The 12,737-nt window shown below is 69.6% G+C and carries 12 protein-coding genes; 7 read left to right on the top strand and 5 right to left on the bottom strand.

From position 1 onward, the window contains the following. Positions 1 to 5: 5 nt before the first annotated feature. Positions 6 to 719, top strand: a complete 714-nt coding sequence (locus ACFC8N_RS22100; RefSeq protein WP_376289207.1) for a hypothetical protein — start codon at positions 6 to 8, stop codon at positions 717 to 719. Positions 720 to 769: 50 nt separating this feature from the next. Here the strand turns inward: ACFC8N_RS22100 and ACFC8N_RS22095 are convergent, their stop codons facing one another. Continuing rightward, complete coding sequence (locus ACFC8N_RS22095) at positions 770 to 2,833, bottom strand: TIM-barrel domain-containing protein (RefSeq protein WP_376289205.1); 2,064 nt, start codon at positions 2,831 to 2,833, stop codon at positions 770 to 772. Positions 2,834 to 2,908: 75 nt separating this feature from the next. Then, entirely contained in the window at positions 2,909 to 3,922 is a 1,014-nt protein-coding gene (locus ACFC8N_RS22090; RefSeq protein ID WP_356024423.1) for a LacI family DNA-binding transcriptional regulator, read from the bottom strand. Positions 3,923 to 4,211: 289 nt separating this feature from the next. Between ACFC8N_RS22090 and ACFC8N_RS22085 the strand changes: the two genes are divergently transcribed. Next, positions 4,212 to 6,152 carry an acyl-CoA dehydrogenase family protein gene (locus ACFC8N_RS22085; protein WP_376289202.1) on the top strand — a complete coding sequence of 647 codons (1,941 nt, stop codon included), beginning with the start codon at positions 4,212 to 4,214 and terminating at the stop codon, positions 6,150 to 6,152. A 2-nt stretch (positions 6,153 to 6,154) separates the two neighbouring features. Here ACFC8N_RS22085 and ACFC8N_RS22080 read toward each other — a convergent pair whose 3' ends face one another. After that, entirely contained in the window at positions 6,155 to 6,619 is a 465-nt protein-coding gene (locus ACFC8N_RS22080; RefSeq protein WP_356024418.1) for a hypothetical protein, read from the bottom strand. A 132-nt stretch (positions 6,620 to 6,751) separates the two neighbouring features. Next, positions 6,752 to 6,976 carry a lamin tail domain-containing protein gene (locus ACFC8N_RS22075; protein WP_376289200.1) on the bottom strand — a complete coding sequence of 75 codons (225 nt, stop codon included), beginning with the start codon at positions 6,974 to 6,976 and terminating at the stop codon, positions 6,752 to 6,754. 137 nt (positions 6,977 to 7,113) lie between these two features. On the opposite strand from ACFC8N_RS22075, the gene dxr reads away from it, so the two are divergent. The 3 genes from dxr (at position 7,114) to ispG (ending at position 11,012) form a co-directional block, all read left to right on the top strand. Further along, on the top strand, positions 7,114 to 8,385 hold the full coding sequence (gene dxr / locus ACFC8N_RS22070; RefSeq protein WP_356024413.1) for a 1-deoxy-D-xylulose-5-phosphate reductoisomerase: 1,272 nt from the start codon (positions 7,114 to 7,116) through the stop codon (positions 8,383 to 8,385). Next, positions 8,382 to 9,686: a site-2 protease family protein gene (locus ACFC8N_RS22065; protein WP_362821931.1), complete on the top strand. Its 1,305-nt coding sequence runs from the start codon at positions 8,382 to 8,384 to the stop codon at positions 9,684 to 9,686. Before dxr ends, ACFC8N_RS22065 begins: the two co-directional genes overlap by 4 nt. 168 nt (positions 9,687 to 9,854) lie before the next feature. Continuing rightward, positions 9,855 to 11,012: a flavodoxin-dependent (E)-4-hydroxy-3-methylbut-2-enyl-diphosphate synthase gene (gene ispG, locus ACFC8N_RS22060; protein ID WP_356024409.1), complete on the top strand. Its 1,158-nt coding sequence runs from the start codon at positions 9,855 to 9,857 to the stop codon at positions 11,010 to 11,012. Between the two features lie 22 nt (positions 11,013 to 11,034). On the opposite strand, the gene ACFC8N_RS22055 is transcribed toward ispG, so the two are convergent. Continuing rightward, positions 11,035 to 11,466 carry an ATP-binding protein gene (locus ACFC8N_RS22055; RefSeq protein WP_362821930.1) on the bottom strand — a complete coding sequence of 144 codons (432 nt, stop codon included), beginning with the start codon at positions 11,464 to 11,466 and terminating at the stop codon, positions 11,035 to 11,037. Between the two features lie 135 nt (positions 11,467 to 11,601). Between ACFC8N_RS22055 and ACFC8N_RS22050 the strand changes: the two genes are divergently transcribed. Next, positions 11,602 to 12,438 carry a helix-turn-helix transcriptional regulator gene (locus ACFC8N_RS22050; RefSeq protein ID WP_356024404.1) on the top strand — a complete coding sequence of 279 codons (837 nt, stop codon included), beginning with the start codon at positions 11,602 to 11,604 and terminating at the stop codon, positions 12,436 to 12,438. Further along, a complete protein-coding gene (locus ACFC8N_RS22045) occupies positions 12,435 to 12,692 on the top strand; it encodes a DUF397 domain-containing protein (protein WP_376289197.1) in 258 nt (85 codons plus the stop codon). The genes ACFC8N_RS22050 and ACFC8N_RS22045 overlap by 4 nt, the downstream gene beginning before the upstream one ends. Positions 12,693 to 12,737: the final 45 nt, after the last annotated feature.

Here is a 12,737-nt window from a genome sequence, read left to right as displayed (position 1 = left end):
CCACCATGGCACTGCGCACGCTCAGCAAGGCCGCCACGGCGCTCATCGCCCCCGCCCTGGCCCTCGGCGCCACCGTCGGCCTCGCCGCCGCGCCCGCCTCCGCCGCCGTCTGGTCCTCCTGCGACCAGTGGGGCAGCACCACGCTGAACGGCTACACCCTCTACAACGACATCTGGGGCTCCGGCGCCGGCACCCAGTGCATCTGGGCCAACTCCGGCACCAACTGGGGCGTCAACGCCAACCACCCGAACACCGGCGGCATCAAGTCCTACCCCAACGCCAACAAGGTGATCAACAAGTCGGTCAGCTCCCTGGCCTCGCTCACCAGCAGCTACAACGTCACCGTCCCGTCGTCCGGCGCCTACGAGACGGCGTACGACATCTGGGACACGAACCACAAGTACGAGATCATGCTCTGGGTCAACAAGACCGGCGCCGTCGGCCCGCTCGGCACCTCGCAGGGCAGTGTCACCCTCGGCGGCTCCACCTGGACCGCCTACAAGGGCAACAACGGATCCAACGACGTGTTCTCCTTCGTCCGCAGCTCCAACTCCAGCTCCGGTTCGGTCAACATCCTGCCGATCCTGAAGTGGATCAAGGACACCAAGGGCTGGTTCGGCGACGTGACCATCGGTGACCTCCAGTTCGGCTTCGAGATCACCTCCTCGGCCGGCGGGCTGAACTTCACCGTCAACAGCGAGAGCGTCAGCAGCAGCTGAGCCACCCGGCGGTGCAGGGGGCCGGTCCCGCACGGGACCGGCCCCCGGTCTCATCCGGCGATCGGGAGTACCGCGCCGTCCCGCAGGAACAGCGGGATGCGGTCCAGCGGCGCGTCCACCGTCACCGCCGTACCGCCCGCGTACGCGGTGCCCGTCCAGGCGTCCGTCCAGGTCGCCCCGGCCGGCAGGTACGCCGTGCGGGCCCTGGCGCCCGCCGTCAGCACCGGGGCGACGAGGAGGTCGCGGCCGAAGAGGTAGGAGTCGTCCACCGACCAGGCCGTCCGGTCCTCGGGGAACTCCAGGAAGAGCGGGCGCAGCACGGGCAGGCCCTGCTCGTGGGCCTCCCGCATGACCTTGAGGATGTACGGCCTCAGGCGCTCGCGCAGGCGCAGACAGCGCTCCAGGATCGCGCCCGCCTCCTCGCCGTACGACCACACCTCGTTGGGGCCGCCCGTCATCTCCGGGCCGAGCGGCATACCGGGGTCGCGGAAGCCGTGCAACCGCATCAGCGGGGACAGCGTGCCGAACTGGAACCAGCGGACCATCACCTCGCGGTACGCCGGGTCGTCCGGGTCGCCCCCGTGGAAGCCGCCGATGTCGGTGTTCCACCACGGGATCCCGGACAGCGCGGTGTTGAGCCCGGCCGCGATCTGCCGCCGCAGGGTCGCGAAGTCGGTGCCGATGTCACCGGACCACAGGGCCGCGCCGTGCCGCTGGCTGCCCGCCCACACCGAGCGGTTGAGCGAGATCACCTCGTCGTCGCCGAGTCCGGCCGCGAGCAGCCCCTCGTGGAAGGCGCGGGCGTTCTCGCGCGGGTACAGGTTGCCGACCTCCAGGCCCGGACCCGCCCAGTAGCGCAGGTTCTCGGGGAAGCCGGGCTTCAGCTCGGGCTCGCACGCGTCCAGCCAGAACGCCGTGATGCCGTACGGGATCAGGTAGTTGTCCCGGATCCTCGACCACACGAACGCGCGGGCCTCGGGGTTCGTGGCGTCGTAGAACGCCACCTGGACGGGGGTGGCGACCTCCTTGTCCGGCCAGTCGGCGTGCGCCACGGGGCCGTACTGCGTACCGATGAAGTAGCCGCGCTGCTCCATCAGCTGGTGGTTCTCCGAGAGCGGGGACACCGACGGCCACACGGACACGACCAGCTTGATGCCCAGCTCGTCCAGCTCGCGGACCATGGCGGCCGGGTCGGGCCACTCCTTCGGGTCGAACTTCCACTCGCCGAGGTGCGTCCAGTGGAAGAAGTCGCACACGATCGCCGAGATCGGCAGGCCCCGGCGCTTGTACTCCCGGGCCACGCCGAGGAGTTCGTCCTGGGTGCGGTAGCGCAGCTTGCACTGCCAGAAGCCCGCCGCCCAGTCGGGCAGCATGGGCGTACGGCCCGTCACCGCGCTGTAGGCGCGCTGGCCGTCGGCCGGGGTGCCCGCCGTGATCCAGTAGTCGATCTGCCGGGCCGAGTCCGCGACCCAGCGGGTGCCGTTGCCCGCCAGCTCCACGCGGCCGATCGCCGGGTTGTTCCACAGCAGTGTGTAGCCCCGGCTGGACACCAGCACCGGGACGCTCACCTCGCTGTTGCGCTGGACCAGGTCCAGCACCAGGCCCTTCTGGTCCAGCCGCCCGTGCTGGTGCTGGCCGAGGCCGTACAGCTTCTCGTCCTCGTAGGCGGCGAAGCGCTGCTCCAGACGGTGGTGGCCGTTGCCGACCGCCGTGTAGAGGCGCGGGCCGGGCCACCAGAAGTGCGCCCGCTCCTCGGCGAGCAGCTCGCCGCCGTCGTCGGTGCGCAGGAAGCGGAGCATGCCCTCGGCGCTCACCTCGACGGTCAGTGAGCCGACCGTCAGCCTGCCTCCCGCCGCACCGACCGCGATCGTCGCCTCGGCGGCCGGCGGGGAGTCGAGGAGCGCCCCCGGCAGCCCCTCCAGCACCGGACCGCCGAGCCGGGCGCGCACCCGGACCGCGTCCGGACCCCACGGCTCGATCCGCACCGTCTCCTGACGGCCGCTCCACTCCAGCGCCCCCTCCCGTACCTGGAGGCGGCCGACGGTGGGGGCGGACTGGGCGAGGCTGACCTTGGGCTGCGCGAGGGCGGGCTGAGTACCGGCAGGCTGGTTCACGGCGGCTCCTGAGGTGAGGAGTGCAGACAGGGACGCAGGCAGGGGGGTGCCCGGGAAGGGCACCGTCGGTGCAGGTCAGGACGCGGCCGACGCCGGTCCCGTACTCGCCCGCTCGGTCAGCTCGGGTGCCAGCAGGACGACGCCGTCGCCGCCGCGCCCGTCCAGCTTGGCCACCAGGTGCTCCACGGCGCGCCGGCCCATCTCCTGCGCGGGGATGGCGACCGAGGTCAGCCGCACCGAGGCCTGCACGGCGACCTGGTCGGGGCAGATCGCGACCACGGAGACGTCCTCGGGCACGGCCCTTCCCTGCTGGCGCAGCAGCGCGAGCAGCGGCTCCACCGCCGACTCGTTCTGCACCACGAACCCGGTCGTGCCCGGACGCTCGTCGAAGATCCGGGCCAGGGTGAGGGCCATCGCGTCGTACCCGCCCTCGCACGGGCGGTGCAGCACCCGCACGCCCGCCTCGCGGGCCCGGGCGCGCAGTCCGTCGAGGGTGCGCTCGGCGAAGCCGGTGTGCCGCTCGTAGACGGCCGGGGCCTCGCCGATGACAGCGATGTCACGGTGACCGAGCCCCGCCAGATGCGCCACGCACAGCGCGCCGGTCGCCGTCCAGTCCAGGTCCACGCAGGTCAGACCGTCCGTGTCGGCGGGCAGCCCGATCAGGACCGAGGGCTGGTCGGTCCCCCGCAGCAGCGGCAGCCGCTCGTCCTCCAGCTCGACGTCCATCAGGATCATCGCGTCGGCGAGCCCGCTGCCGGTGACCCGGCGCACCGCGTCCGGACCCTCCTCGCCGGTGAGCAGCAGGACGTCGTAGCCGTGTGTGCGGGCCGTGGTGGCCACCGCGATGGCGATCTCCATCATCACCGGCACGTACATGTCGGTGCGCAGCGGGATCATCAGCGCGATGATGTTCGACCGGTTGCTCGCCAGCGCTCGGGCGCCGGCGTTCGGGTGGTAGCCCAGCTCCCGGATGCTCTCCTCGACCCGCTGCCGGGTGGTCGCGGAGATGGACCGCTTGCCGCTGAGAACATAACTCACCGTGCTCGCCGACACTCCGGCATGCTGGGCGACCTCGGCGAGGGTGACCATCCGGCTCTCCAAGCTATGTGAAGCGCTTCGACAGAGCGCGTAACCGACTAGAGTGAGTGAGGGTGAGATCGACACTAGCTTCAGCCGGGGTGAGGTGTCCAGAGGCTGTCGAAGCGCTTCGACAGCCCTTTCGTGCTCCACGGCCGGGCAACCAACGCGTCGCTGGGCATCGGCTGAACGGACGCGCGAGGGGTGGTGAGGTCGGTCCGTTTCGGGTACGAACGATCCAGTAGCACGGGTCGGTAGCGAACGGTCCCCCATCATCCCTCTTCGCGGCGAGGTGAGCCTCATGTCCGCCCCCACCACCCCCCGTACCAACGTCACCGAGCGCGAGGCGCGTCAGGTGGCGGAGGCCGCCCGGGAACAGGACTGGCGCAAGCCCAGCTTCGCCAAGGAACTGTTCCTCGGGCGCTTCCGGCTCGACCTCATCCATCCCCACCCGCTCCCGGACGACGACTCCGTCCGGCGCGGCGAGGAGTTCCTCACCGCGCTGCGCGCCTTCTGCGAGACGACGATCGACCCGGCCCGCATCGAGCGCGAGGCCCGCATCCCCGACGAGGTCGTGGCGGGCCTGAAGGAACTCGGCGCCCTCGGCATGAAGATCGACCCCAAGTACGGCGGTCTCGGCCTCACCCAGCTCTACTACAACAAGGCCCTCGCCCTGGTCGGCTCCGTGAGCCCCGCCATCGGCGCGCTGCTCTCCGCCCACCAGTCGATCGGGGTACCCCAGCCGCTGAAGATGTTCGGCACCCAGGAGCAGAAGGACGCCTTCCTGCCGCGCTGCGCCCGCACCGACATCTCCGCGTTCCTGCTCACCGAGCCGGACGTGGGCTCCGACCCGGCCCGCCTCGCGACGACGGCCGTACCCGACGGGGACGACGGCTACGTCCTCGACGGAGTGAAACTGTGGACCACCAACGGGGTGGTCGCCGATCTGCTCGTCGTCATGGCGCGGGTGCCGAAGTCCGAGGGGCACAAGGGCGGCATCACCGCGTTCGTGGTCGAGGCCGTCTCGGAGGGCATCACCGTCGAGAACCGCAACGCCTTCATGGGCCTGCGCGGCATCGAGAACGGCGTCACCCGCTTCCACCGGGTCCGGGTGCCCGCGGCGAACCGCATCGGCCCCGAGGGCGCGGGCCTGAAGATCGCGCTCACCACCCTGAACACCGGCCGGCTGTCGCTGCCCGCGATGTGCGCCGGTGCCGGGAAGTGGTGCCTGAAGATCGCGCGCGAGTGGTCGGCGGAGCGCGAGCAGTGGGGCAAGCCGGTCGCGCTGCACGAGGCGGTCGGCGCGAAGATCTCCTTCATCGCGGCCACGACCTTCGCCCTGGAGGCCGTCCTCGACCTGTCCTCCCAGATGGCCGACGAGGACCGCAACGACATCCGCATCGAGGCCGCCCTCGCCAAGCTCTACGGCTCCGAGATGGCCTGGCGGATGGCCGACGAACTGGTCCAGATCAGGGGCGGGCGCGGCTACGAGACCGCCGAGTCCCTGAAGGCGCGCGGAGAGCGGGCCGTCCCGGCCGAACAGATGCTGCGCGACCTGCGGATCAACCGCATCTTCGAGGGCTCCACGGAGATCATGCACCTGCTGATCGCCCGCGAGGCCGTCGACGCGCACCTGTCGGTCGCCGGTGACCTCATCGACCCCGACAAGTCCCTTACGGACAAGGCGAAGGCGGGCGCGAACGCGGGCGTCTTCTACGCCAGGTGGCTGCCCAAGCTGGTCGCCGGTCCCGGTCAACTTCCCACGTCCTACGGCGAGTTCAAGCACGGTATCGACCTGTCCGGGCATCTGCGGTACGTCGAGCGCGCGGCCCGCAAGCTGGCCCGCTCCACCTTCTACGCCATGTCCCGCTGGCAGGGCCGGATGGAGACCAAGCAGGGCTTCCTCGGGCGGATCGTGGACATCGGCGCCGAGCTGTTCGCGATGAGCGCGGCCTGCGTACGGGCCGAGCGGCTGCGCGTCCAGGGCGAACACGGCCGCGAGGCCTACCAGCTCGCCGACGCCTTCTGCCACCAGGCCCGCATCCGGATCGAGGAGCTCTTCGGCCGGCTGTGGACCAATACGGACGGCCTCGACCACACGGTGGTCAAGGCCGTGCTCGCCGGGTCGTACACCTGGCTGGAAGAGGGAATCATCGATCCCTCCGGGGACGGCCCGTGGATCGCCGACGCGACCCCCGGACCGGCCACCCGGGAGAACGAACGCCGCCCGTACGGCGCTTGAGGTCAGTTGCCCCAGGTGCCCTGGTTGACGGCGCAGTTCCAGCCGGAGCCGTGAAGCGTGAACTTCACCCCGTAGGAACGGGTGTTGAGCAGATGCGTGGGGATCCTCATCCCGAGGCTCGCCCTGCCCTTGAGGGTCCCCGCGTAGACGGACACCGACGTGGAGGAGTTGTGGGTGATCCGGCCGCCGGTCGCCCCGGCCTTGCCGAAGCGGAGGTTCTTGGTGTCCGTGACGGTGAACGTGACCCGCTTGAAGCCGGTCGCCGTCCTGCTCTTGATGCCGAAGTACAGACCCCCGTTGGTCACCCAGTGGTTCGAGCCGATGTAGAAGCGGCTCGGGTAGACGATGTCGACCGGGCAGCCGGTGGCCTTCGGCGTCTGCGCGGCGGCGAACGCGCCGCCCGCGAGACCCAGTTGAGCAGCGGCCAGCAGACCGGTCGTGGCCAGCACGGCCGTGGTCGTACGCATGCGCTTCATGGTGGTGACTCCTCCCCGTTTCGCCCTACTTGACGGGCGCCAACGGGAAGGATGCCATGATCCACGACCACACGTGCGCGATTTCGCGCTACGGCAGCAGTACTTACGTCACCTTTACGTACGTCAGCAGTACGTGTGCCCCGCGTCCGGCTTCGTCCAGGAGCACGAGGAGACCCTGGCCCCGTTCGACCGGGTGAGCGTGGCCGTGTCCCGGTCGTTGTTCCAGACGTAGGCGCGGCGGCCCTGGTACTTGTCCGTCGCGGTGTCCGTACCCCGGCCCGTGTGGATCTTCATGTACTTCCCGGCGCCGACGCTGACGCTCCCGAAGACGTACCGGTGGACCGGCATGCCTGAAGAGTTATCACATGATCTTCACCAGTACTTCACATCGGGAGAATCACTCCATCCGGCAACGAAACCTGCTAACGCACCCGCCCGGGGGACGCCCTGTCCGGAGCGCTGCCCGATGCGGCAACAATGGAGAGATGACCGACAGCCCCGCCCATCCGGCACCCCTCGCCGATCCGCACCTCGTCTACGACCCTCTCGCGGGCGACGGCCCCAAGGACGTGGTGATCCTCGGCTCCACCGGATCCATCGGTACCCAGGCCATCGACCTCGTGCTGCGCCACCCCGACCGCTTCCGCGTCACCGCCCTGTCCGCGAACGGCGGCCGCGTGGCCCTCCTCGCCGAGCAGGCCCGCCGGCTGCGGGTGCGCACCGTCGCGGTCGCCCGCGAGGACGCCGTGGCGGCCCTGCGCGAGGCGCTCGCCGCCGAGTACGGCGCGGGGGAGCCGCTGCCCGAGATCCTCGCCGGACCGGAGGCGGCCACCCACCTCGCCGCCTCCGACTGTCACACGGTCCTGAACGGCATCACCGGCTCCATCGGCCTCGCCCCGACCCTCGCCGCCCTGGAGGCCGGCCGCACCCTCGCCCTCGCCAACAAGGAGTCGCTGATCGTCGGCGGCCCGCTCGTCAAGGCGCTCGCCGAGCCCGGCCAGATCATCCCGGTCGACTCCGAGCACGCCGCCCTCTTCCAGGCACTGGCGTCGGGAACGCGGGCCGACGTCCGCAAGCTGGTGGTCACCGCCTCCGGCGGCCCCTTCCGCGGCCGTACCAAGGCCGAACTGGCGCACGTCGGCGTCGAGGACGCCCTCGCCCACCCCACCTGGGCGATGGGCCCGGTGATCACGATCAACTCCGCGACCCTCGTCAACAAGGGCCTGGAGGTCATCGAGGCACACCTCCTCTACGACATTCCCTTCGACCGCATTGAGGTGGTCGTGCATCCCCAGTCGTATGTTCACTCGATGGTCGAGTTCACCGACGGATCCACGATCGCCCAGGCGACGCCCCCCGACATGCGCGGGCCCATCGCCATCGGACTGGGCTGGCCCGAACGCGTCCCCGACGCCGCGCCCGCCTTCGACTGGAGCAAGGCCTCCACCTGGGAGTTCTTCCCGCTGGACGACGAGGCCTTCCCCTCGGTGAACCTCGCCCGGCACGTAGGGCAGCTCGCGGGCACGGCTCCGGCGGTGTTCAATGCGGCCAACGAGGAGTGCGTCGAGGCCTTCCTGGGCGGCGCACTGCCCTTCAACGGGATCATGGAAACCGTCACCCGGGTCGTCGAGGAACACGGCACCCCGGTCACGGGAACCTCACTCACCGTGTCGGACGTCCTCGAAGCGGAGACCTGGGCACGAGCCCGGGCCCGTGAACTGACAGCCACGACGGCGACCGCGGAGGCGCGTGCATGACGTCCCTGATGTTCATCCTCGGCATAGTGGTCTTCGCCGTCGGCCTGCTCGTCTCGATCGCCTGGCACGAGCTGGGCCACCTCTCCACGGCCAAGCTCTTCGGCATCCGCGTGCCGCAGTACATGGTCGGCTTCGGCCCGACCGTCTGGTCGCGGAAGAAGGGCGACACCGAGTACGGCATCAAGGCGGTCCCGCTCGGCGGCTACATCCGCATGATCGGCATGTTCCCGCCCGACGAGGCGGGCCGCGTCTCCGCCCGCTCCACCTCGCCCTGGCGCGGCATGATCGAGGACGCCCGCTCCGCCGCCTTCGAGGAGCTCCAGCCCGGCGACGAGACGCGCATGTTCTACACGCGCAAGCCCTGGAAGCGCGTCATCGTCATGTTCGCCGGCCCGTTCATGAACCTGGTCCTGGCGGTCGCGCTCTTCTTCACGGTCCTGATGGGCTTCGGCATCCAGCAGCAGACGACGACGGTCGCCTCCGTCTCCCCCTGCGTCATCGCCCAGAGCGAGAACCGCGACACCTGCAAGAAGTCCGACCCCGCCTCCCCGGCCCAGGCCGCCGGCATGCAGAAGCGCGACAAGATCGTCTCCTTCGACGGCAAGCAGACCAAGGACTGGAACACCCTCTCCGACCTGATCCGCGACAGCGCCGGCAAGACGGTCCCGATCGTCGTCGACCGCGACGGCAAGCAGCTCACGCTGCACGCCACGATCGCCACGAACCTGGTCGCCAAGAAGGACTCCAGCGGCACGTACGTCCAGGGCAAGTACGTCAAGGCCGGCTTCCTCGGCTTCAGCTCCGCCACCGGCGTGGTCCACCAGAGCTTCGGCGAGTCCGTGACCTGGATGACCGACCGGGTCGGCGACGCCGTCGACTCCCTCGCCGCCCTGCCCGCCAAGATCCCGGCCCTGTGGAACGCCGCCTTCGGCGACGGCCCGCGCGAACCGGACTCCCCGGTCGGCATCGTCGGCGCCGCCCGCATCACCGGCGACATCGCCACCCTGAACATCCCCGCTTCCCAGCAGGTGGCGATGTTCGTGATGCTGCTCGCCGGCTTCAACCTCTCCCTGTTCCTGTTCAACATGCTCCCGCTGCTCCCCCTGGACGGCGGGCACATCGCGGGCGCCCTGTGGGAGGCCCTGCGCCGCAACCTGGCCCGCGTCCTGCGCCGCCCGGACCCGGGCCCGTTCGACGTGGCGAAGCTGATGCCGGTGGCGTATGTGGTGGCGGGGATCTTCGTCTGCTTCACGATCCTGGTCCTGATCGCCGACGTGGTTAACCCCGTGAAAATCTCGTAGCCACACGACGTTGGCGGCGGCCCGGAAGATGATCTTCCGGGCCGCCTTCCATCGGGTGGGTTTGCCGGACGGGATGTGCTCCCGCCCGGGCCGGTGCCGTAATCTCGAAGCCTGGAGCCCGCCGTTACGGGACCGGATCCTGATCCACGACTTGGGGTTGCACAGCAGATGACTGCGATTTCTCTCGGCATGCCGTCCGTTCCGACCAAGCTCGCCGAGCGCCGGAAGAGCCGGCAGATCCAGGTCGGAAGCGTGGCCGTCGGCGGAGACGCGCCCGTCTCGGTCCAGTCGATGACCACGACCCGTACGTCCGACATCGGCGCCACCCTCCAGCAGATCGCCGAGCTGACCGCGTCCGGCTGCCAGATCGTCCGCGTGGCCTGCCCCACCCAGGACGACGCCGACGCCCTCGCCACGATCGCCAGGAAGTCCCAGATCCCGGTGATCGCGGACATCCACTTCCAGCCGAAGTACGTCTTCGCCGCCATCGAGGCCGGCTGCGCCGCGGTCCGCGTCAACCCCGGCAACATCAAGCAGTTCGACGACAAGGTCAAGGAGATCGCCCAGGCCGCCAAGGACCACGGCACCCCGATCCGCATCGGCGTCAACGCCGGCTCCCTGGACAGGCGCCTGCTCCAGAAGTACGGCAAGGCGACCCCCGAGGCCCTGGTCGAATCGGCCCTGTGGGAGGCGTCCCTCTTCGAGGAGCACGACTTCCGCGACATCAAGATCTCGGTGAAGCACAACGACCCCGTCGTCATGATCGAGGCGTACAAGCAGCTCGCCGCCCAGTGCGACTACCCCCTCCACCTCGGCGTCACCGAGGCGGGCCCGGCCTTCCAGGGCACGATCAAGTCGGCCGTCGCCTTCGGCGCGCTCCTCTCCCAGGGCATCGGCGACACGATCCGCGTCTCCCTGTCCGCGCCCCCGGTGGAGGAGGTCAAGGTCGGCACCCAGATCCTGGAGTCCCTGAACCTCCGCCAGCGCGGCCTGGAGATCGTCTCCTGCCCGTCCTGCGGCCGCGCCCAGGTCGACGTCTACAAGCTCGCCGAGGAAGTCACGGCGGGTCTGACCGGCATGGAGGTCCCGCTGCGGGTCGCGGTCATGGGCTGCGTCGTGAACGGCCCGGGCGAGGCCCGCGAGGCCGACCTCGGCGTCGCCTCCGGCAACGGCAAGGGCCAGATCTTCGTCAAGGGCGAGGTCATCAAGACCGTCCCCGAGTCCAAGATCGTCGAGACCCTCATCGAGGAGGCCATGAAGCTGGCCGAGAAGATGCAGGACGCGGGCGTGGAGTCGGGCGAGCCGTCGGTGTCCGTCGCGGGCTGACCCTCGATTTCCGTGAGTCCCGTCACCGCTCGGTGGCGGGACTCAGTCGTACCTCCGCCCAGACGGACTTGCCCGGCCGCCGTGGCGTGACACCCCACTTGTCCGCGAGCGCCTCGACCAGGAGCAGGCCCCGGCCTCCCTCGCCCTGCGGGACCCGCAGCTCGGGCAGGCACTCGGTACGGGTGTCGGAGACCTCCAGCCGCAGGGTCGCACCTGCTCCGGTGAGCTTCAGGTGGAAGTCCCGTCCGGGTACGTGCCCGTGCCGTACGGCGTTCGCGACCAGCTCGGCGGCGATCAGCGTCACGGCCTCGTTGGCGGGCCCGTCGTAGGGGTGCCCCCACTCGTCCAGCCGGTGCGAGACGAGCCGCCGGGCGAGGCGTGCGCCGCGCGGGGTGGAGGTGAAGCGCATCGCGAATTCGTGGGCGAACTCGTGGGTGGAGATTTCTGACTTCATGCCGTTTACGCTCCCGCACGCTCAGTAACGTTGAACAGCGGCTGCACCTCGACCAACAGGTGTTGTACGAGGGCGGGGTGCCGCTGTCGGCGTGCGCGCCGTGACGGACGGTGGCGCGAGGACATTGTGGGTTGTGTGAGCGAGGAAGTGCAGGAATCGGAGGGTGAGTCCGAGCCGGGCTCGGGCATGCCGGTCGCCTTCGGGCGGTTGCTGAAGCGGTTCAGGACGCAGGCCGGGATGGAACGCGCCCAACTGGGCTCCCTCACCGGCTACTCGGCGGCGACCATCGCGTCGTTCGAGCAGGGCAGGCGGATCCCGCCCCCGAAGTTCATCGTGCGGGCCGACGAGTTGCTCAACGCACGCGGGGCACTGACCGATTTCCTTGAGGACATGGAGAAGGCGCAGTATCCAGCCTTCTTCCAGGACGCTGCGGCGCTGGAGAAGAAGGCGGTCACTCTGTACTTCTTCGCTGTGCAGGGGGTTCCGGGTCTGTTGCAGACGGAGGACTATGCGCGGGCGGTGTTCACCATGCGGCGTCCCCTGCTGGACGAGGTGACCATCGAGCAGCGGGTGGAGGCGAGGCTGGCGCGGCAGGAAGTCTTCGCGAGGAAACCGGCACCCACCATGTCCTTCGTCATGGAGGAGGCCGTAGTTCGCAAGCGTCTGGGCGGATCGACCGTCTGGCGAGGCCAGTTGGAGCAGATTCTGCTCGTCGGTGAACGGCGTAACGTCCAGATCCAGCTGATGCCGGACGACCGCGAAGAGCATGCGGCGCTCGCTGGACCGTTCAGCTTGATCGAGACGGAGAATGGGCGCAGGATCGCTTACATGGAGGCGCACAAGCACAGCCGCCTCTTCGCCGACCGCGCGACGGTCAGGGAGTTGGAGGAGCAGTACAGCCTCCTGCGCGCCCAGGCCCTGACGCCGCGCGAATCGCTGGCCCTCGTAGAGAAGTTGCTGGGAGAGACATGAACGTCGAAGAGTCGTCCGGGCTGACGTGGTTCAAGAGCAGCTACAGCAGCGGCGAGGGCGGCGAATGCGTCGAGGTCGCCCTCACCTGGCACAAGTCCAACTACAGCGACGGCGAAGGCGGCCAATGCGTCGAGATCGCCACCACCCCCACCACCATCCACATCCGTGACTCAAAGCAGAACCCCACCACCGCCCCCACCCTCATAGTGCCGCCGGCCGCCTGGCAGGCGTTCCTCGGGCTTGCGCAATCCTGAACGTGGCTTTACCGCCCCTTGGTGCCGCTCTCGATTGCGAACGCG

This window comes from Streptomyces sp. NPDC055966 (assembly GCF_042269865.1).
Taxonomy (GTDB): Bacteria; Actinomycetota; Actinomycetes; order Streptomycetales; family Streptomycetaceae; genus Streptomyces.
The sequence above is the reverse complement of the archived record's forward strand: the minus strand, read 5'-3'. Positions and strand labels throughout refer to the sequence as shown.